Annotated in this window: 25 protein-coding genes and 1 tRNA gene; 5 read left to right on the forward strand and 21 right to left on the reverse strand. The window is 40.8% G+C overall.

What is annotated here, in order from left to right:
• Positions 1 to 27: 27 nt before the first annotated feature.
• The 5 genes from ACQKKO_RS06385 to ACQKKO_RS06405 form a co-directional block, all read right to left on the reverse strand.
• Positions 28 to 429, reverse strand: a complete 402-nt coding sequence (locus tag ACQKKO_RS06385; RefSeq protein WP_498645424.1) for a hypothetical protein — start codon at positions 427 to 429, stop codon at positions 28 to 30.
• Between the two features lie 54 nt (positions 430 to 483).
• Positions 484 to 777 (reverse strand): hypothetical protein, encoded by a 294-nt coding sequence (locus tag ACQKKO_RS06390; RefSeq protein ID WP_498645426.1) that lies wholly within the window; start codon positions 775 to 777, stop codon positions 484 to 486.
• A gap of 73 nt (positions 778 to 850) precedes the next feature.
• Positions 851 to 1243 (reverse strand): hypothetical protein, encoded by a 393-nt coding sequence (locus ACQKKO_RS06395; RefSeq protein ID WP_498645428.1) that lies wholly within the window; start codon positions 1241 to 1243, stop codon positions 851 to 853.
• On the reverse strand, positions 1243 to 1449 hold the full coding sequence (locus tag ACQKKO_RS06400; protein ID WP_498645430.1) for a helix-turn-helix transcriptional regulator: 207 nt from the start codon (positions 1447 to 1449) through the stop codon (positions 1243 to 1245). Before ACQKKO_RS06400 ends, ACQKKO_RS06395 begins: the two co-directional genes overlap by 1 nt.
• A gap of 200 nt (positions 1450 to 1649) precedes the next feature.
• Positions 1650 to 2222 (reverse strand): GNAT family N-acetyltransferase, encoded by a 573-nt coding sequence (locus tag ACQKKO_RS06405; protein ID WP_498645432.1) that lies wholly within the window; start codon positions 2220 to 2222, stop codon positions 1650 to 1652.
• 74 nt (positions 2223 to 2296) lie between these two features.
• On the opposite strand from ACQKKO_RS06405, the gene ACQKKO_RS06410 reads away from it, so the two are divergent.
• The 4 genes from ACQKKO_RS06410 to ACQKKO_RS06425 all read left to right on the forward strand — a co-directional run bounded on the left by ACQKKO_RS06410 (position 2297) and on the right by ACQKKO_RS06425 (position 6354).
• A complete protein-coding gene (locus tag ACQKKO_RS06410) occupies positions 2297 to 3364 on the forward strand; it encodes an acyltransferase family protein (RefSeq protein ID WP_498645434.1) in 1068 nt (355 codons plus the stop codon).
• Positions 3365 to 3518: 154 nt separating this feature from the next.
• Positions 3519 to 4310 carry an NUDIX domain-containing protein gene (locus ACQKKO_RS06415; RefSeq protein ID WP_498645435.1) on the forward strand — a complete coding sequence of 264 codons (792 nt, stop codon included), beginning with the start codon at positions 3519 to 3521 and terminating at the stop codon, positions 4308 to 4310.
• Between the two features lie 15 nt (positions 4311 to 4325).
• A complete protein-coding gene (locus tag ACQKKO_RS06420) occupies positions 4326 to 4871 on the forward strand; it encodes a cysteine hydrolase family protein (RefSeq protein ID WP_498645437.1) in 546 nt (181 codons plus the stop codon).
• A gap of 25 nt (positions 4872 to 4896) precedes the next feature.
• Positions 4897 to 6354: a nicotinate phosphoribosyltransferase gene (locus ACQKKO_RS06425; RefSeq protein WP_498645438.1), complete on the forward strand. Its 1458-nt coding sequence runs from the start codon at positions 4897 to 4899 to the stop codon at positions 6352 to 6354.
• Positions 6355 to 6421: 67 nt separating this feature from the next.
• Here the strand turns inward: ACQKKO_RS06425 and ACQKKO_RS06430 are convergent, their stop codons facing one another.
• The 16 genes from ACQKKO_RS06430 to ACQKKO_RS06505 all read right to left on the reverse strand — a co-directional run bounded on the left by ACQKKO_RS06430 (position 6422) and on the right by ACQKKO_RS06505 (position 20011).
• Positions 6422 to 7078 carry a hypothetical protein gene (locus ACQKKO_RS06430; protein WP_498645440.1) on the reverse strand — a complete coding sequence of 219 codons (657 nt, stop codon included), beginning with the start codon at positions 7076 to 7078 and terminating at the stop codon, positions 6422 to 6424.
• A 283-nt stretch (positions 7079 to 7361) separates the two neighbouring features.
• Positions 7362 to 7434: transfer RNA gene (locus ACQKKO_RS06435), tRNA-Val, on the reverse strand.
• Positions 7435 to 7516: 82 nt separating this feature from the next.
• Positions 7517 to 7846 carry a YrhK family protein gene (locus ACQKKO_RS06440; RefSeq protein WP_498645442.1) on the reverse strand — a complete coding sequence of 110 codons (330 nt, stop codon included), beginning with the start codon at positions 7844 to 7846 and terminating at the stop codon, positions 7517 to 7519.
• Positions 7847 to 7953: 107 nt separating this feature from the next.
• Positions 7954 to 9105: a S8 family peptidase gene (locus ACQKKO_RS06445; RefSeq protein WP_498645444.1), complete on the reverse strand. Its 1152-nt coding sequence runs from the start codon at positions 9103 to 9105 to the stop codon at positions 7954 to 7956.
• 146 nt (positions 9106 to 9251) lie between these two features.
• Positions 9252 to 10238 (reverse strand): LCP family glycopolymer transferase, encoded by a 987-nt coding sequence (locus ACQKKO_RS06450; RefSeq protein ID WP_498645446.1) that lies wholly within the window; start codon positions 10236 to 10238, stop codon positions 9252 to 9254.
• A gap of 152 nt (positions 10239 to 10390) precedes the next feature.
• Positions 10391 to 10735 (reverse strand): cupin domain-containing protein, encoded by a 345-nt coding sequence (locus ACQKKO_RS06455; protein ID WP_498645448.1) that lies wholly within the window; start codon positions 10733 to 10735, stop codon positions 10391 to 10393.
• 101 nt (positions 10736 to 10836) lie between these two features.
• The gene (fdhD, locus tag ACQKKO_RS06460; RefSeq protein ID WP_498645450.1) at positions 10837 to 11628 is read right to left on the reverse strand and encodes a formate dehydrogenase accessory sulfurtransferase FdhD; all 792 of its coding nucleotides are present in this window, start codon (positions 11626 to 11628) and stop codon (positions 10837 to 10839) included.
• Positions 11629 to 11667: 39 nt separating this feature from the next.
• The gene (locus ACQKKO_RS06465; RefSeq protein ID WP_498645453.1) at positions 11668 to 12315 is read right to left on the reverse strand and encodes a helical membrane plugin domain-containing protein; all 648 of its coding nucleotides are present in this window, start codon (positions 12313 to 12315) and stop codon (positions 11668 to 11670) included.
• On the reverse strand, positions 12308 to 15265 hold the full coding sequence (fdhF, locus tag ACQKKO_RS06470) for a formate dehydrogenase subunit alpha (RefSeq protein WP_498645455.1): 2958 nt from the start codon (positions 15263 to 15265) through the stop codon (positions 12308 to 12310). Before fdhF ends, ACQKKO_RS06465 begins: the two co-directional genes overlap by 8 nt.
• 127 nt (positions 15266 to 15392) lie before the next feature.
• Positions 15393 to 15887 (reverse strand): MogA/MoaB family molybdenum cofactor biosynthesis protein, encoded by a 495-nt coding sequence (locus ACQKKO_RS06475; protein WP_498645457.1) that lies wholly within the window; start codon positions 15885 to 15887, stop codon positions 15393 to 15395.
• A gap of 21 nt (positions 15888 to 15908) precedes the next feature.
• Positions 15909 to 16916, reverse strand: a complete 1008-nt coding sequence (moaA, locus tag ACQKKO_RS06480) for a GTP 3',8-cyclase MoaA (RefSeq protein ID WP_498645459.1) — start codon at positions 16914 to 16916, stop codon at positions 15909 to 15911.
• A gap of 14 nt (positions 16917 to 16930) precedes the next feature.
• Entirely contained in the window at positions 16931 to 17548 is a 618-nt protein-coding gene (locus tag ACQKKO_RS06485; RefSeq protein ID WP_498645460.1) for a molybdenum cofactor guanylyltransferase, read from the reverse strand.
• A 2-nt stretch (positions 17549 to 17550) separates the two neighbouring features.
• Positions 17551 to 17781 (reverse strand): MoaD/ThiS family protein, encoded by a 231-nt coding sequence (locus ACQKKO_RS06490; RefSeq protein ID WP_498645462.1) that lies wholly within the window; start codon positions 17779 to 17781, stop codon positions 17551 to 17553.
• The gene (locus ACQKKO_RS06495; protein WP_498645464.1) at positions 17768 to 18238 is read right to left on the reverse strand and encodes a molybdenum cofactor biosynthesis protein MoaE; all 471 of its coding nucleotides are present in this window, start codon (positions 18236 to 18238) and stop codon (positions 17768 to 17770) included. The genes ACQKKO_RS06490 and ACQKKO_RS06495 overlap by 14 nt, the downstream gene beginning before the upstream one ends.
• Positions 18231 to 18758, reverse strand: a complete 528-nt coding sequence (mobB, locus tag ACQKKO_RS06500) for a molybdopterin-guanine dinucleotide biosynthesis protein B (protein ID WP_498645466.1) — start codon at positions 18756 to 18758, stop codon at positions 18231 to 18233. Before mobB ends, ACQKKO_RS06495 begins: the two co-directional genes overlap by 8 nt.
• Positions 18743 to 20011 (reverse strand): molybdopterin molybdotransferase MoeA, encoded by a 1269-nt coding sequence (locus tag ACQKKO_RS06505; RefSeq protein ID WP_498645468.1) that lies wholly within the window; start codon positions 20009 to 20011, stop codon positions 18743 to 18745. The genes mobB and ACQKKO_RS06505 overlap by 16 nt, the downstream gene beginning before the upstream one ends.
• Positions 20012 to 20092: 81 nt before the next feature.
• Between ACQKKO_RS06505 and moaC the strand changes: the two genes are divergently transcribed.
• Positions 20093 to 20584 carry a cyclic pyranopterin monophosphate synthase MoaC gene (gene moaC / locus ACQKKO_RS06510; RefSeq protein ID WP_498645469.1) on the forward strand — a complete coding sequence of 164 codons (492 nt, stop codon included), beginning with the start codon at positions 20093 to 20095 and terminating at the stop codon, positions 20582 to 20584.
• Positions 20585 to 20612 lie beyond the last annotated feature (28 nt).

Consider the following 20612-nt stretch of genomic DNA (forward strand, 5'->3'; position numbering starts at 1 on the left):
AAGATTGAAACCACATTTAGAAAACAGCTAATCAAGCTCTTCCTCAAAATAAATCGTTTCTTCCCCCTCATACCACGTGATCATTAACCCGAAATTTCCCCCATTTGCATAAGCACCCTCTAATCCGTAGTTCCCGTACCTTTTGTAAAAAACGCCATCATCGTTCGCAGAAACATCACCATATGTTTCAGGTATATTATATTGTTTAATTGTCCTTACTTCGATCCTATCTGGCTCCATACCTTCTCCGTGATACGTAAGCTCTACGTGTGCGTCTTCATACGTTGGCTCAGTCGTTGGTTTTAACTCAAGAAGAATTTCCCCAGTCCAACTGTCCGATTCACCGCTAAAGTAACGATCGTCAAGTTCATTACTACCACAAGCAGTAAAAATGACTCCAAGCAAAATTACTAAAAATGACCGTTTCATCAACACATCACTCCTCTATAATTAATTGATTAAACTCATTCAAAAAAAGAGGTTTCAATTGAAACCTCTCCCCTTCTTGTTCATGTTTTTTGAGTGTGGTAATAAAATGATCATTAACGGAATGACAGCTAAGAAGATCATGCTGAAACCGAGAATTGCATATGGGTTTGTGATATCCTCCTGTACGATAAACCCATAATAGATAAACCCCATCGCAGCAAACTCCATGATAAAGATTGGTATGAATTTTGTAATTAGAGGTAAATCTCTTTTACTAAGCATTAACGCCACAACAGATACGCTCGAAACAAGGATTACGGCTAAACAGATAGGAACGATAAGATCCAAATGATCCAATCCCTTCAAATGATTTTATGTAAGCCTATGAAGCCTTTTTCGTTTCATTACCCTAATTTAACGTTTAATAACGTTTTGAAAAGAATACAAATAAAAGAAATACTGTACATACAATTAGAGCGGTAAATATCCCAAGTAATTGGATAGCAGTTAAATGTATAACTTTTGTTTGAAGTAAAATCATAAAGATCACAGAATAACCAATGATAAAAAAGTAGCCAGTAGACATCGCCTTCTGTTTAATGAGTTTCACTCGTTCATCGTTTACGATAAATTGAGGTACAAGATACGCTTGTACGGCACATATTACTGATAGGGTTATCCAAGTAAATTCGTGTCCAACAACCTTGTGATTGTACAGGACATTTAAAACAATTAAGCCAACTCCGAATACAATAAAGAATATCGCAGCGATAATAAAAAATATTCGATACGACCTTACGCTCATGTCATTCATCATTTACCCTCCTCTTCGTCAAGATGAAACACTTCTTCTACGGTTGAATGAAAACACCTGGCCATTTGAATCGCAAGTGGTAATGAAGGATGGTATTTCCCTTTTTCAATGGAGATGATTGTTTGTCTTGATACTCCTAGCTTTTGTGCTAATGCTTCCTGAGACCAGAGGTGCTTTTTCCGTAGTTCTTTAATCGAATTTTTCATACACTAGCCTCCCACGCCGATTATAAAGTAAAGCACCCTTTACGTAAAGGGTGCTTTACTTTATATTATTTACTTACTCATCTTCAACATCATCAGGCTCTCGTTCGACAACTAATTCTCTACTCTCAATTCTTAGTTTAACCGAGTAAATTGGTTCGTCCAGTACAGGTACATCTAGTAATCAAAGCCAGACGAAATAATTATGTACTCATCTTCAAATCAAGAACCATCAAATCCTCATCTAAGTACATTCCACTAGCGAGTTTTAAAGCACGCTTATCTACCCCATAACACCTAAAACCAAGAGACTCATATAGCTTTTTGGCTTGTACATTGGTGGAGACGACGGTTAAATAGAGCTGTTCAATATCATCATTAGACTTTGCAAACTGAATTGGATATTGGAGTAATTTTCTACCAATACCCTTTCTTTGGTAATCAGGATGGACATACATCGCGACAAGCATTGCTCGATGCTGCAGCTTTTGTTTTTGTTCAAACAGCAAAGTGACAACGGCTACTAACTCTGTGGTGTGAAACACACCAAACGTTGTCGCTCCCTCTCCCTTTAACCGTAACCCAAACTCTTCAACAGGCACGTGTTGTTCCTCTTTATAGCTTGTTGCGAACGCTTCTGGAGCATTCTTTAGCGCTTCTAACCGAATATGACGATACTCTTTCGCATCTTCCTCTGTTAATGGTCGATAATTGAACATCTTGCCACTACCTTCCTTTACAAATTCTTCACACAAACCACCTTGTTTTAAGCGCATAAGCCCTTCATGATTAATTGTATATGAAGATTCATTTGAATCACTACAAATAAGTCAACTAGAGGATGTGGATCATGAACGTACCTAAAACCTACTATCACTCCATTGATGTCTTTAGGTTCATCTGTGCGATCTTCGTCGTTACTGTCCACGTCACCTCTCAAATTTCAAGTCATGACATTGCGACCTGGGCTAACTATTATAGCTATCGATACCTACTAGATATCGGAAGTCCCTTCTTTTTTATGGCTGCGGGATTTATTATTTTTCACAAAAGTACTGATCAAGGTCCCTCTTATCTCATCACATACGGAAAGAAGATTCTCTCCTATTTTATCGTATTCTCCCTTTTCTATATGGTGGCAAGGGTTGTTATAGAGGCGACGAGCGCATACATGCTAAGTGAGTCTGTATTAGAAGCCATTCAAATGCAGCTTAGCCAGTGGAATGCACTGAATGTCCTGAATGGATCTATTGGGTCCTTTCAGCTTTACTTCCTTATTCTATTACTCTATTCAGCAATTTTCTTGTACGGATTGCTTCGACTGCGCGTACACCCGTTAGGCATTTTTGCACTAGCAGTCGCACTATATGGGCTTGAGAATATAGGATTATTTGATTCCATTCAGCTCTTTTATTATAAAAGCTTCGCATTCGGCTTTCTATACGTTGTACTTGGGTACACATTAAATTATACAAAAGATAAGGTAAGCTACCGGGCTCCGTGGGTTTACACGCTTCTTATTGCAGGTGCTTATGTTGCAACGTATTATTATCATCTCGGGCTATCCTGGATTTTACTACCTCTCTTCACCTTTTCATTAGGTACGTTATGTGTCCAATATCCGAATATAGGAAAGGGCACAATCCTAACAAAGCTTTCATCCTATTCATTAGCCATTTATACATTGCATATTTTTGTTGAACTTCTTGTGTTAAAAGCCGTTCAGCTGGTCGGTTGGACAACTTATTACATGAGTCCACTTTATTACGTAGGTACAATTATTGTTTGTATCGTCCTTCCATGCTTTCTTTTTCAACCCGTTTATCATGGTGCCTTATGGTTAAAAGAGAAATGCTTGTTCTCATATAAAACAAAACCTGGCGAAAAAGAAGAATTTCAGAGAAAACAAACTGGTTAATTCATGAATAAAAAGATCCGATATAGCTTAACGCTTATCGGATCTTTTTTGATGATACAAAAAGAAAACATTCATACTTGATTTTCAGTTGAAGGATGATATATACTATTAACAATTAACAAAGTGTTAATAGTATTTTTCGCAGGAGGTTTGAATGTCTACAAATCGTCACGCTCTTGAGCAATATGATAGCAACAAGTACCGAACACCTGATGGATATACATCAGATATTGCCGTTTTCACTATTGTAGCAACGGAACAACAAGCGTATAAGCCACCTAAGATGGAGCTTGCTCTTATGTTGATTCAGCGGACTGCTCTAAATGCAGAGGGCGAGCCAAACATTGAAGCAGGTAAATGGGCTTTGCCCGGAGGGTTTGTTCAAGAATCAGAGACGGCATTTGAGGCAGCTAAACGAGAACTCCATGAAGAAACAAACATTCAAGACATTCATCTTAAGCATTTCGGGGTATATGATCAACCAGGACGTGATCCCAGAGGCTGGATTATCTCAAATGCTCACTATGCCATTGTTTCAGAAAACAAAGTCTCTATGCGCCAGGCAAATGATGATGCGGCCGAGGTGCAGCTTTTCTCAATGAGTCACTTGCAGAAGCTCGTACAAGAATCAAAATTAGCATTTGACCACGATGAGATTATTCAAGCAGCGATCCAACAAATCAAAACAGATTTGTTACAAACCACCGTAGCTAAAGAGTTTTTGCCAGATACCTTTACATTTTCTGAATTACAAGCAGTTTTACTCACTGTAACGGATGACCCTGCGATCGTAAGCAATCAGGCTTTTATCCGAAAGATCAAATCACTTCCTTTTCTTGAAGCTGTACCTGGTCAAACCACACAGCGCACATCAAAGACACCTACCCAGCTCTATACCTTCGTTGAAATGGAAGTGCTAAAACCGATATACACGGCCAAATATTAATATGGAGGGATTTCTATGAAAGCTTTGCTAAACATCGACTATACCTTTGATTTTGTTGATACAGATGGATTACTGACGTGTGGAAAGCCTGGTCAGGAGATTGAACAGGCTGTTGTAACGATTACAAACGAATTTATGAAGCGTAATGACTATGTAGTATTTGCTGTTGATTTACATAAAGAGAATGATTTGTTACACCCTGAGTCTTCCCTCTTTCCTCCTCATAATATAGAAGGGACAAAAGGAAGAGAGCTCTACGGTCAATTAAATGATGTGTATCAATCAACTAAACATGAAGACAATGTATATTGGATGGATAAAACGAGATATAGTGCGTTTGCCGGGACGGATCTAGAATTAAAATTACGCGAACGTCAGATTACAGAATTGCACTTAGTTGGTGTCTGTACGGATATTTGTATCCTGCATACAGCCGTCGATGCGTATAACAAGGGGTTTAAGATTGTGATTCATGAGAATGCCGTTGCAAGCTTCAATTCTGCAGGACATACATGGGCACTTGAACATTTTAAGGGTTCACTTGGCGCAACAATCGTATAAACAAGAACTTTAGGAGGTTTCATTTATGAGTACAACATTTGTAGACGATAGCTTAATGCTACACACAGACCTGTATCAAATTAATATGGCACAGACCTATTGGAAGGATGGCCTTGAGGACAAAAAAGCAGTATTTGAACTTTACTTCCGTAAGCTTCCCTTTGGAAATGGATATGCCATCTTCGCCGGTCTTGAACGAGTAATTGAATTTTTAAATCAGTTTCAGTTTACCGAAAGTGACATCGATTACCTTCGTGAACTAGGATATGAAGAAGCATACCTCGATTTCTTAGCGAACCTGAAATTTACTGGTACAGTGAAAGGCATGAAAGAAGGAGAATTAGTGTTTGGCAACGAGCCGATTTTGCGGATTGAAGCCCCACTCATTCAAGCTCAGCTAATTGAAACACCGCTATTAAACATTGTGAATTACCAAACATTAATTGCAACCAAAGCGGCCCGAATTAAACAATTGATTGGGAGCGACATCGCAATGGAGTTCGGAACACGCCGCGCTCAAGAAATGGATGCAGCCATCTGGGGAACAAGAGCGGCTTATCTTGCTGGGTTTGATGCAACTTCAAACGTACGTGCCGGCAAAAAATTTGGTATCCCCGTTGCAGGGACACATGCACACTCCTTGGTTCAGGCCTACCGAGATGAATACACAGCCTTCAAAAAATATGCTACATCACATAGAGATTGTACATTTTTAGTGGATACCTACGATACGTTAAAGTCAGGTGTTCCAAATGCAATCAAAGTGGCGGATGAAGAAAAAGACCGGATTACATTTAAAGCCATCCGATTGGATAGTGGCGATCTTGCCTACCTCTCCAAAAAAGCGAGAAAGATGCTTGATGAGGCCGGCTACCAAGAGACGAAAATCGCTGCATCAAATGACCTTGATGAAAAAACGATCATGAACCTGAAGTCACAAGGTGCAGAGATCAACATCTGGGGAATTGGTACAAAGCTAATCACAGCCTACGATCAACCTGCACTTGGTGCCGTGTATAAGCTCGTATCGATCGAAGAAGATGGAGAAATGGTCGATACCATAAAAATTAGTGCGAATCCAGAGAAGGTCTCCACACCTGGGCTCAAACGAGTGTTCCGTATCATCAATACACTCACTCGTAAGTCTGAAGGAGATTACATCGCGATGGAATCAGAAGAGCCAAATTCAGAGGAGACGCTTATTATGTTCCACCCGGTTCATACCTATGTAAAAAAAGCGATCCGTACCTTCGAAGCCATCGAGCTGCACCACCCTATTTTTGAAAATGGCACATGTGTGTATCAATTGCCGAATCTAGCTGAGATCCGTACGTATGTAGAAACAAACCTCGAACTTCTATGGGATGAATACAAACGACTGCATATGCCTGAAGAATATCCAGTCGATTTAAGCCAAGCGTGCTGGGATAATAAAATGAAACGAATTGCCGAAGTGAAGGAGAAGGTTGCGAGTCGGAAGTAGAGAACGGAAAGAGGAAGCCTTGGGGCTTCCTCTTTTTGATGGAGCTGAGTGTGAGCAATTATGTATATTACCTTTTCTCTAGTTTAATAAGTTCAGTAACTACATTGCCGTCTTGCTCAGATTTAATAAAACCAATGCCTCCCGCATAATATAATTTGTAACCTGCCTCTTCTTCCACTGTAATAACGTTTGAGAATGTCCCGGCTTTCGTTTCTATCGTTTCGTCAACATTAATAATTTTGTATGTACCTTCAATTTCATATGTCGGCTCCCATTCTTGACCTATGAATACTGGATACTTAATATCAATATAATAATTAGCATCTATCCAGCCGGTATATAAGCCGTTCTCATCTTCATTATGGATATAATCAAAATCTCCATTGTTCCATATTTCCCATTCTGTTTCTTGGTCTGCTTGTGAGACATATGACTGTGTAAATACTTCATTTATACTTTCATACGTATAAACTCTGTTCTTGTCCATTTTAAATGAGTCCTTTAAATCATCAGGGATGACATAAGATAATTCGATTTCTTTTTCTGAATCTACAGACTCTTCCAAAGAGGTTGTTTCCGGTTCAACTTCTTTTTCTGCTGGAGACTCAGCCTTGACGTCAGACTCTTCGACTAGAGCATCGCCAATAGATTTTGGGTTAGTACTACAAGCACCTAATACGAGTATAGTTGCTAATAAAGCTATTGCTACAATCTTTATTTTCATTTAAATCCCTCTTTTGTATATGTATTATAGAAAAATCTAATTTCTCCACAATTGTATAGATCGGCTAAAGCCCTAAAAATCTTAAGCTCGTATATCCAATTATCTATTAATTATGTCTACATAAGAAGCGTGTACTTGGGAAAAACCCCTCAGCATAGCAAATGATATAAAAATTGACTGTTACGAGCTTTGCCTCTTTTTCGCCACCTGACTCCTTCAACAGCATAAAAAATAGCACCCTCCCTATTCGGAAAGATGCTATCTAATAATCAAAAAACAATGATGACCCGTATTGGGCTCGAACCAATGACCTCCACCCTGTCAAGGTGGCGCTCTCCCAGCTGAGCTAACGGATCGTGTATGTAACTTATTACGACATCTATTACTATACCTTTATTCTATAATTAAGTCAATAGAATCGCAGCCAGCCAGCTTTACTTAAGTAGAGCTGGCTGTTTCTTGTTCTTCGTTTCCTTGACGTTTCGTCGGATTGTAGTTACTTGAGTGCTTCATTTCGTCTCTTAATGTGGTGTCATGCATTATACGCAGGATCGGACGGCTTGCTAGAAGTAAACTGCCACACAAATATAAGGAGTTTCCTACCATTTGGAGGGATGTGAAGAAGTTTAAAATACTTCCCACTACAAAAAAGAATCCAATTAATAGATCATTTACTGTAGTAATGAGTCGATAACGTTTCCGGAAATAGATTCGGAAACGACCTGCCTGCAAATCAATATAGTCTTCTTTTTCATTTTTGGAAATCATTCGTATCACCTATTTATTGTTTTTATCTTTTTTCAATTCCCTTCTTTTCTATGATTAAACGTCAAAAAAGAAGTGGCATTTACGCCACTTCTTTTCAAAGCATTCGATTAACGTGTTGCTGCCTCTGCGTTAACTAGGCCACTACCAAACTGAGATGAGTTTCCTAGATTCGTTGCTGTATTTTTCAAATGATTGCGAATTTGAGTGGCGTTCCAAGATGGGTTACGTTGTTTCACAAGCGCAGCAGCACCAGATACGTGTGGAGTTGCCATCGATGTTCCATTTAGACTCGCATAGCGATTTCCAGGATACGTACTTTGTACATTAACCCCAGGAGCTACGATGTCAATTCCCGTGCCATATTGAGAAAAGTTTGCACGTCTGTTGTTTTGGTCCGTTGCTCCTACAGCCATTGCGTTTGCATAACGAGCAGGGTAGCCAACTGATCCAGAACCGTTGTTACCAGTTGCTGCAATGACCAGGACACCACGGCTTGTCGCATAATTCACTGCACGCTCAAGCGTAGAGCTTGGTGCATCTGCGCCGAGGCTCATGTTAGCAATATGCATGTTATTTGCTGCAGCCCACTCTAGGCCTTGAGCAATCCCGCTAACACTACCTCTACCATTTGCACCGAGTACCTTCACTGCATAGAGATCCGCGCTTGGTGCAACTCCAATGACGCCAATTGAATTGTTAAGAGCTGCTACGGTTCCAGCAACGTGAGTACCATGACCATTTAAATCTGCTGTTGTTGGTTCACCCGGTATAAAGCTAGCTCCACCACGAATGGTTAAATCACTGTGTTGAGAGATACCTGAATCAAGTATAGCGACTCTTACTCCAGATCCTGTTACTCCACGATTATGTACAGCAGGAGCTTGTACACGTGTAATGCCCCAAGGCACTGTTTGTTGAATAGACATTTCAAAGTCTTCTTCAATAAACGAAATACCCTCTTCCTCACTTAATACATCAACATCTTCAGGGTCTAATTCTACAGATAACACATCAATATAATCGTATTCATCAATAATGTCTACATCGATATCTAACGTATCCTCAGCTACACTTTGTTCTTCAACAGAAAACAAACCAACTTGGTCAATTTCCTCTGTGAAAGCTTCAAGTTCTGCTTCTTCCTCAAATCCAATTAAGTACTTTACCTTTTCTTCTGCTGCAGATGCAGAATCTGTTACTGTTACTAGAGCTGTAACACACACAAGCCCCACCACTAGCTTTCCTACTCTTCTTTTCATGTAGCCGCCTCCTTTTATTGGACCAGTTCAACTGGTAGTGATAGCGTAGCATGAAATGGTCGCCTTGATTATTGGGAAATCGACAGCCCTTTTCTACAAGAACAAACCCTGCTTCTAAAAAGAAACAGGGTTTGTGAGTTGTTACCTTATTGTGGAGCGGTTGAGGACTGTTGTAATCCTAAGTGCTCTTTTAGTTGGTTTTGTATGTTTGCAAGTGATGTTTCGTCTACACGCACATAGCTGACACCATCTGTTCCTCTAAACGGCTCTCCTTCAAGTTGAACTTGTTCAATATCTGAAATTGAACCAGCGTATCCATGAAGTGCAACAAGATTTGCAAATGTTAGATCAGTACGTAATGTATTCCCAAGGCTATCAAATACACGTCCGAAATTATCAATGCTTTGGAACGATGCAGCCTTATCAATAATCGCTGCCATTACTTGAGCCTGACGTTGTCCACGGCCAAAGTCACCGCCACTATTGGCACTCTTCCGTTCTCTTGTATAAGCCAACGCATGTTCACCGTCTAACTGCGTAGGCCCTTCTGTAAAGTTTAATGTTTTACCGCCTTCAGTAAAATCAAACGTATACTTCACATCTACATCTACTCCATCAAGTGCGTCTACAATATCTTTAAATCCGTCGAACTTAACTGTTGCATAATAATCAATTGGAATCTCGAGAAAATTCTCAACCGTTGCAACGGTCATATCAATTCCACCAAATGCGTTTGCATGGTTAATTTTATCTTGTGTTCCCCGTCCAACAATTTCCACATACGAATCACGCGGAATACTCGTTAATATAATCGAGCGATCTGTACGGTTAAACGTTGCAACTAACATCGCGTCTGTACGAGCATGGTCTTCACCCGGACGTGCATCATCTCCAAGTAATAATACAGAGAAATTATGCTTACCGACGTCAACAGCTTCTGTACGTAGCTCAGACTTTTCACCACGATCTAATGTTTCGTGGAATTCTTTTTCAGCACCCATTGCCTTCACATATAGATAGGTTGCTCCACCTAAGACGACAAACAAAACTAAAGTGGTTAACAAAAGGAGTATCTTAAGGACTCGCCTTGACTTCTTTTTTCCACGCCTTTGCTTTCGCGTATTTGTTTCCATAATTAAACCTCACTTTTTTTACTTCTAACCCTATCATACATACAATCGTATTGATTTAACGTTAATTGTTCATTATTACCATTCAATCATCATACATGATAACTTTCTAAACATAAAGATAATATCATAAATCTACACAAATCTACAACAATCTATTTACGAAGTAGACTGAGATTAAGAGACTTGGATTCAATCACGATTGCACTCATACCTAGTGGTGAACGCGTTTGGTGCCACTCCCCGCATTCCCAGAAAAAGGAATCGCCAACTTGTACCTGTAGTTTTTGTCCGGCACTTTCAACGATTCCACTGCCTGATACAACAAGCAAAAGCTGCGGAACAACTGCTTGATGTGAGCCTATCACTCCGTTTGTTTCTAAATGGATAAACCCTACCCTTGTTTCGGAGGTTGTGCGACAGATTCGCGTGAGGAATGCGCTAGAATCAAATTCTCTTATCGGGTGTCTAAAGTCATCATTTAAGTGTATACGTTCCATCCACTTCACTCCACAATTACAAGTCTTATAGGCTATCATACCAAACGACCATTCATGACGAAAGGGTATATGTTAGAAAATAAACGAAACGAATAGCCAAGCTATCCGATTCGTTCAGGACAAGTATACACATTAAATGACTGGTTTCTTATAAATCCTACTGTTGTTATTCCTAGTTGTTCCGCAAGCTCAATAGCTCTTTCAGTTGGTGCTGATTTGGATAGAAGTACTTCGCAACCAATTTTTGCTGCTTTTAATAATATTTCTGAAGAGATACGGCCACTGAACACCAAGAAGGTTCCTGTTAATGGAAGATGATGTCTAACACAATATCCATACAGCTTATCTAACGCGTTGTGCCTGCCGATATCCATTCGATTGATCAGTATTCCTTTAGAGTTACATAGGGCTGTATTATGGACGCCCCCTGTTTGTTTAAATGTGTCAGCCCCCTCTTGAAGCTGATCCATAAAATTCATACAGTCTTCAGGCGTCAGATGAACCGTCTGCTGATTCATTTGTTTCGTTAAAAGCGCATCCTGTGCAAAAACAAATCCTTCTCTACTACCCCCACAGCAGGAGGTCACATAGCGCTTTTGTTTGAGGTCAGAAAACAACGGGTTTACACGGTCTGATTCAACATAAGCAAACCCCTGTTTCCAATCTATTCGCATACGCTTGATATCAGAATAGCGACGAATGATTCCTTCTGATAAGAGATAACCTACAACTAGGTCTTCAATGTGATCAGGAGTACAAACCATTGTCACTAGCTCCGTACCATTCACTTTAATTGTGAGCGCATACTCTGAAACGATTAGATCGCTCACCTTGTGTGGCTTTCCTTCTATATATCGGACAATGGTTCGGGATGCTGTAATGGCTGGATCCATTCATTTAAACCTACTTTCGTACACGATAACATTAGTTGGTTATTTTTTGACGTTGGTGAGAACAAGTGTAGCAATGGAAAAACCTGCGATAGCCGCTGTCCATTTCCAGCTATTAGATCTTGAATTCACTTTGGTTTCGTTCGAATGAGTAGATGACTCTGATTCTTCATCGCTCACTTGTTGTTTTGGACGTTTTGTATTTCGTTCCTTATGATCCTGGTCTTCTCCAAGCCCTTTCATAAACGCAACGGAAACATGAAGCGCTTGACGAAATTCTGGGTCCATAACTGCTTTTGCAAGACTAAGGGCATGAGGTTGTTCTCCATTTTTCTCAAAGTCCGCCACACGTGCAATTCCTTGATTCAATTTTAATACAAGGGGTTCAAGCTGCTCGACATTTAATCTCCCAAGCACTCCTGCCATAAGAAGCATATTTTTTAAGGAGCTGGCCGTTTCTGGGTTATCCACCGTTTTCATTAAAATCTCTAACACCTTATCGCCTTCGCTAAATAAAGCAGTCAGCATAGGCAAGATTCTGCGATCCTGCATATGCTGTAAAATCTCAAACGTTTCGAAAATCGCATCTTTATGTTGAACGAGAAGATCTTGAATTTCTTTAATCTCTTGCTCTTTAAACTCCTCTTCACTAATCGGGTTGCGTTTAATCGTAGTGGTAGCTTTAGCCATGTTGGTTCGACTCCTTCTTCACGACATCTCCAGGAAAGGTATAGTCCTTCCTTCTCCATTTCCGCTCTACTTCAACCCCGCGCTGTGGATTAGGATTTCCGTATCTGTGATTTACCCTTGGAAGAGGCGAGTCTCCTTTCTCCCTTAATACCTCAAGTTTAGCCGAAACTTCTTTGTAGGCTGGTGTATCCGTGTCTTTATCCGCATGACTGCTTGTTAAATAATTAATTGCACCTTCTCCAGAATCATTTAATGGCAAGTATACTTCCTTACCTTTTACACGATCTGTCACCAAGCACTCAACTTTCACATGCCCATATGGACTCGTTAGTCGAACCAGCGTACCGTCACTTAAGCCGCGATCCTCTGCTAGCTCTGGAGATACTTCTAAGAAGACGTTTGGTGTTTTAGACGTAATTCCTTTTGAGCGATATGTCATATTGCCTTCATGAAAATGTTCAAGTAAACGTCCATTGTTCACATGAAGATCATATTCGTCTTCATAGGATAATGGCTCTGTCCAATCAACTGGTACAAGCTTTGCTTTGCCGTCCGGAAATGGAAATTCATCTAAGAATAAAACGGGCTGATCCGTGCCGTCAGCAGCAACAGGCCATTGCAAACTGTTATAGCCTTCTAGTCGATCGTAGCTAACCCCTGCAAACAATGGAGCAAGAGATGCTGCTTCCTCCATAATTTCACTTGGATGAGTATACGTCCACTCTGCGCCAAGTGAATTAGCGATAAGTTGGATGATCTGCCAATCCGGTTTAGAATCTCCCATCGGTTCAAGTGCCTGATACAATCGTTGGAAACGTCTTTCTGTATTTGTGAACGTTCCTTCCTTCTCTAGGCTTGGACTAGCCGGTAAGACAACATCAGCAAATTGCGCTGTTTTAGACAAGAAAATGTCCTGTACGATAAAGAAGTCTAACTTTTCAAAGGCTGAGTGAACATAATTCAGGTTAGAATCTACCAGACCCATATCCTCCCCTTTTAAATACATCATTTTTAAGTTGCCATCGTGAATCGCTTCAATCATTTCATGATTGTTTAGACCTGGCTCCCGAGGGATGGATACGCCCCATTTCTTTTCGTACTTTGTACGTACTGAATCATCTGCTACTTTTTCATATCCCGGGAAACGATCTGGCATACTTCCGAAATCACTTGCTCCTTGAACATTGTTATGACCTCTTAAAGGATAGCTTCCTGCTCCAGGTTTTCCGTAGTTCCCGGTCATTAACAGCAGATTTGAGATGGCTGTACTTGTGTCGCTACCGCCAAGATGCTGCGTTACACCCATCGCCCATAAAATACAGACCGTTTTAGCACGCGCAATTTTTTCAGCCATGTGAATGAGTGTTTCCTGGGAAATGCCCGTTACTTTTTCAGCATACTCAAGTGTGAATGGCTCCAAGTGCTCAATATACTCTTCAAGTTGATTCACACGATTCTCTAAAAAGTCTTGATCCTGCCAGCCTTGGTCTACAATGTACTTTGTAATAGCTGATAGCCAGACCAGATCACTCCCTGGTGCGGGCTGAACAAACAGATCCGCGCGTTCTGCCATTTCATGCTTTCGTAAGTCAGCTACGAAAAGGGTTTGTCCTTTTAATTTTTGAGAACGTTTTACACGGGTTGCAAGCACAGGGTGAGATTCAGCAGTGTTTGTACCAATAGCTAATACAAGATCAGACTGCTCAATATCTGTTATTGAGCCAGAATCGCCACCATAGCCAACGGTTCTAAACAGCCCCATCGTCGCTGGAGTTTGGCAGTATCTTGAGCAATTATCTATGTTATTCGTACCAATTACACCTCTAGCTAGCTTCTGCATCAAGTAAGACTCTTCATTCGTACATTTAGAAGAACTTATAAAAGCCATGGACTCAGCCCCATGATCTTCTTTAATATGTGACATTTTTGATTGAATCAGTTCAAGGGCTTCTTCCCACTCCGCTTCACGGAAATGATCTCCTTCACGAATAAGGGGCTTCGTCAGACGTTCTTCGCTATTCACAAAGTCCCAGCCGAATTTCCCCTTTATACAGGTTGAGATTCCATTAGCCGGTGCCTCCACCTGAGGTTCAACCTTTAATATTTTGCGGTCTTTTGTCCATACATCAAAGCTGCACCCCACTCCGCAATAGGTACAAACGGTTTTCGTTTTTTTGATATGCTCATCACGCATCGCTGATTCCATATCTGAAATGGCTAGGATTGACCCATAGCCTGTCTCAACATTTTTTGTTGTCTCAATCATCGGGCGAAGGGTATTTTTGGCAATAGCTGTTAAGAAACCAGCTTCTCCTTCCATCCCTGTTTCCATCATTGCATTACAAGGACATACGGTTGAACAGTGCCCACATGAAACACAGGAAGATTCATTAATGGGTGAATCCTTATCCCAGATGACACGCGGTTTCTCTCGCTCCCAGTCAATTGAAAGGGTCTCTGTCACCTGAACATTCTGACAGGCTTCTACACAACGACCACACAAAATACACTGATCGGGGTCATAACGATAAAAAGGGTTGGAACGGTCAATTTCGTAAGGTTTTTCAGTAAATGGTACACTTTGATGATTAATTTTCATTTCTTTAACTGTATTATGTACTTCGCATCCACCATTATTAAAATCACAAACGGTGCAATATAACTCATGATTAACAAGGATTTTGTCCATTGCCATCGCCTGTGCCTTTTTTACATCCGTCGTTTCGGTTTGTACCCTATCCCCGCTTTGTAATGGAGTTGAACACGATCTCACATACTCCCCATTAACTTGAATAATACATGTATCACATGTTTCAATTGCTCCAAGACTTGGATGATAGCAAACCGTTGGCACTTCAACTTCATTTGCCTGCAAACATTCTAAAACCGTTTGACCCTCTGATGCCTGGATCAACTGATCATTCACTTGAATGCTTATATGCTTCGACATCTACACAACTCCTTTTTACACTCATTTACATAGTAAAATATGCCTTTTATCATTTTACCCTCGAAAATGAATGCTCAAACTAAGTTGTTTGCGCTTACATTCATGTGAGTCGGGATTTCTCCCAACATTATTTTTGAATCTCTTTGACTACATGACTGAGCTGGGGAAGGATGAGCTTCTCCATCGCTACTTTTACTGCCCCTGTAGAGCCTGGCATAGAAAAAATGGCGGTGTCATTTGCTGTTCCGGCAATCGCCCTCGATAACATCGCAGCTGGTCCGATATCATACTCATAGCTGACATAACGGAATAATTCCCCAAAACCTGGCAGTTCTTTCTCCAGTGTGGCTTCAACAACCTCGTACGTTACATCCCGTTTAGAGATGCCTGTGCCGCCATTTAACAAGATTGCTTCTATCTTGAATTGTTCTAATCCTGTTTGAATGGCTGTTTGAATGATAGATCGATCATCTGTGACAATCTGATAGCCAAGCACGAGATGTCCAGCATTCTGTAACAAATCTTTGATCGCTTGGCCACTCTTATCTGTCTCAACTGTACGTGTATCACTTACCGTAATCACCAAACAAGCGACTGGCTGTTTAGCAACATGCTCGGACATGATTTCATTCCTTCTTTCCACTTATCCTCCAATATAGGACATCTCAATTTTCGGTCGATTAGCTGCCGCTTGCTCTGTTCGTTCATCTGAGTAACGGTCTTTACGCGCTTGCCAAACCCCTTTTAAAAGTTGTTCCAGCTCATCATCTGATGATCCTCTAACATACGCTTTAAGATCATGCCCTTTTGTAGCAAACAAACATGTGTATAGCTTGCCATCTACAGAAACCCTTGCTCTAGTACACGACCCGCAAAAGGAATGAGAAACCGATGAAATAACCCCAATTTCCCCCGGGCTATCTATGAATTCATAACGCGAAGCAACTTCACCGTAATAAGCAGCTTCCATTGGCTTTACACCAAATTTCGAGTCCAATAGATTAATAATTTCAGCTTTGGTCACCACAGAATCCAGCTTCCATCCATTTGTGCAGCCAACATCCATGAACTCAATATAACGAAGCGTCACATCTTTATCCTTAAAATAGGCGGCCATTGGAATGATTTGATGATCATTCACTCCCTTTTGAACTACCATATTCACCTTTACACCAAGTCCAGCTGATTGTGCTGATTTAATACCCTTCAAAACAGGCTTAATTCCAACTGACCGTCCATTCATTTTCTTAAAGACATCTTCGTCAATGGCATCCAAACTCACATTCACACGTTTAAGTCCGGCTTTTTTTAATGCTTCTGCGTGTTTAGGTAGAAACACTGCATTTGTCGTAAGAGCTACATCTTGAATGCCTGAAACCTTGTTAAGCCTTTCTATTAAAACGGGTAAGTCCTTGCGAAGAAGTGGTTCCCCTCCCGTGATTCGAACCTTCTCCACCCCTAGTGATGCGGACACTTCTACCACTTTCACAATCTCATCAAACGTTAGATATTCTTCCTTAGGTAAGAATGCATAATCTGGTCCAAAAATCTCTGCAGGCATGCAGTAAGAACATCTAAAATTACATTGGTCCGTAACAGAAATACGAATATCTCGAAGTGGCCGTCCTAATCTATCTTTTACGGAAACCATTCGATCACTCCTTCCTAACCATTCGATCTTTGTTTGCGCAATTGCTCATAGGTAGACCTGTCATTTACATTTTGAAAGACAGCAGTTGAAACCGATAGATCTTTCTCAGACCACTGCTTTGTTTGTACCTTTTGAAACAAATCCGATATGCGGTAGTGCTTGTTGAGTAATTGATGATAGATAACCTCTTTGCACGATATATGATAAAGAGCTGCAAGTGGTTGAATGCGTCCCTCTATAAATGGAATATGCGCTTGCTCACCTTTAATTTCCGTACACTTGATCAGTTGTTTAATTGTGTATGCATCCATTAGCGGCATATCAACAGCAAGCACCAAGTACCAATCTGCGTGAATCGCATTCATTGCTGAATAGATTCCAGCAAGTGGCCCAAAGCCTGCAATTTCAGGCTCATCTTCTATCACTATAGTGGTTTCATTTAAAATTAATTTTTCTTTTAATTCAGGCTTCACAACGATTGTCATCTGATCAACGTAAGGTTCTATCATTGAAATAGCTCTTTGATAAAAAGGTTGTCCGTTAAAAGTAGCCAAAGCCTTCTGTCCATGAAATCTTCTTGAGGCACCACCTGCTAACACAACCCCTGCAAAGGTCGGATCAGATGTATTCATAATCATCCACCACTAACTGGAGGAATGAAGGCAATGACATCACCTGTTTTTACTTCTGTATCGACACTCGCATATTCCTCATTTACAGCAATCATAACGGAGTCTAGTGAAATGGAGTAATTTTGTTTAATTGTATCAATAATTGTTGAAACAGTTGCTTTTTGATAATCAAATTCAAGGGTATGCTTGCCAATTTGCTCTTCAACACTAGCAAAGCATTTAACGGTAATCATTTTCTTTTCCCTCCTTTGGCACACCGGAAACCGTTTCAAGTTGATTTCCGATCCATTCGCTTCCATCTTCCCACTGTTCCTTTTTCCATATCGGTACAATTTGTTTAATCCGCTCAATCGCATATTCATTTGCCAAATAAGCGTCTTTACGGTGCGGCGTGGAGACAGCTATAACGACAGCAATATCGGAAATTTGCAGATGTCCGGTCCGGTGCCAGATCGCGGTTGTTGCATCTGACCATCTTTCTTTAATTTCGTCTCCAATTCGTTTCAGCTGACCTTCAGCCATAGATTGGTATGCTTGATAGTGTAAGGAAACCGTTTTTCTACCATAAGTAAGCTCACGAACAGTCCCTGTAAATGTTACAATTGCCCCTGCATTACGATGTATGACCATATTCGAGACGGCTTCTATACTTAATTCTTGATCAGTTACACAAAACAATGGGTCAGTCATTTAGTCGTTGCCTCCTTATGTAGTCCATGATCCATGGTATGTATGATGCTTTTTCGTCTCTTAAAAATGCTGGATAGGATTGTGTTAAGTCCATTTGATCTTCTAATACAACGGCTACAATGTGAGTCAAATCTAAAAGTGATTGATCGTCTTCACTCCGAAGTAAGACAATTTTGGGGTAAGCCCATTGCTTATATCCTTCAATAAGGATTAGATCAAGCGGCCAGTTTTCAAGTATCTGTACCGAAGAAGCTAGATCCCCATCAGGAACTGACGCTTGAAGCTGAAGTGAGCCCGCACCTTCTACTGCGCTCACTGTTGCTCCATGAGAAAAGTGCCTGGCACTGTCATTTTGTGTGATAGGCACATCTGGTACACCACCATGTCCGTGATGTTTGATCGTCCCTACCTCTAACTTATAATTTACTGCCTCTTGGATTAGCTGATTCATAAGAGTGGTTTTGCCGCTATTTTTAAAGCCGACAATTTGAACTATTACTGGCTTTATGCCCACGGCCACTCACTGCCTCCATTTGTTTCAAGTAATAGCACGTCAACTATATCTCCTGCCTCAAACCCTCTTGATCCACCAGGCAACACCATAAACGCATCGGTTTTGGCCAAGCTGCTAACAGCACTTGATTTGTTAAAGCCACTAGGCGCTACGTGGATACGATCTTGTTTATGCTGTATCGTACTCCGCACAAAGCGTGTAAACGGATTAGCCTTTGGCACATCTTCTGATAAGGTCGCTTGCACTTTTGGCAAATGTGGGAACGGATCATTCATCATCGTTCGAACGGTCGGGCGGACAAACAACTCAAATCCGACATAACATGCCGATGGATTTCCTGAAAGTCCATATAGTAAGGTGTCCTCCCAAACGGCTACCGTCGTCACGCTGCCCGGTCTCATTGCGATCTTGTTAAATAATACGTTCGCGCCAAGCTTCTCATAAACATCAGGCAAAAGGTCAAAATCACCAACTGATACACCACCAGTTGTCAGTAGCATATCAACTTGACTAGCTGCACGTTTCACTTGTTCATAACAAAGCTCAAAATCATCAGGCAAACTTCCAAAATAATGAGGAATCGCACCAGCACGTTCAATTTGGGCCAGAAGCATATGTGTGTTGGAATTTCGAATTTTTCCGGGTTCAAGCGAATCTCCAAGCTCTAGTAACTCAGAACCTGTTGCGAACACACCAACCGTTGGACGTTTCGCTACATTCACGCTCTCATACCCAAACGTAGCCAAAAGAGCAATCGTACCTGGATTAATTGTTGTTCCTTTTTCAATCAAAACGGTTCCTTCGGTCACGTCTTCTCCTTTGTAGGAAATATTATGCCCAGATGGAAAGCTCCGTTTAATTGTCATATAAGAACCTTTTTCGTTTGAATAGGATTGAGCCAATTCAAGCATAACAATCGCATCACATTCCTCTGGCATTTGCGCCCCGGTCATAATTCGAACGGCTTGATAAGATCGTACTTTTTTTTTGCAAACAGAGCCTGCTCCTACTGTTTCAATCACTTCAAACGTAATTGGATTGTCTCGAGTAGCCTCTTCTGAATTGCTTGAGATAATAGCAAACCCATCGTATGGTGAGCGATCAAACGGTGGCACTGGATGTGTAGCCACAAGGTCTTCGGCTAATGTTCGTCCATATGCTTCGTGCAAATGGATTTCTTCTCTTTGTTGCTTTATAGGAACACTCATCACTTTACGAACGGCTTCATGAACTGGAATCGGTGTACGTTTTTCTACCACGTTGTTCACTCCTGTCTTCCTACAAAATCTATCTATGATACAATAACTTGCAAACAAAAAATGAATGAGGTGCTACTCAACATGTCTGAATTTACACATTTTAACCATCAAGGTCGTGCCAAAATGGTCGATATAACAACTAAAGAAGAAAGCTCTAGAATAGCGATCGCCGAATCTAGTATTACAGTCAATCAAGCCATCTATGAAGGCATCACTTCGAATCAAATGAAAAAAGGAGATGTATTAGCGGTCGCACAAGTAGCAGGCATTATGGCGGCCAAACAAACGTCTACCATGATTCCAATGTGCCATCCTATTCCAATTAGTGGTGTAGACATCCAGTTTGAATGGATTGAAAAAGACCCAACCCCAAAATTGAAAATCCAAGTCACCGTTAAAACAAAAGGAAGTACGGGTGTAGAAATGGAAGCCTTAACTGCTGCCAGCGTCTGCGCGTTAACCGTTTACGATATGTGTAAAGCCCTAGATAAAGGGATGATTATTGGTCAAACCTATCTTACTCATAAATCCGGAGGAAAAACAGGAGATTTCGATCGTTCTTCAATGAATTAAACCTTTTTACTAGTTTCGCACAGTTTAG

The organism is Alkalihalobacillus sp. NPDC127517 (assembly GCF_050276055.1).
Lineage (GTDB): Bacteria > Bacillota > Bacilli > Bacillales > Bacillaceae_D > Alkalicoccobacillus.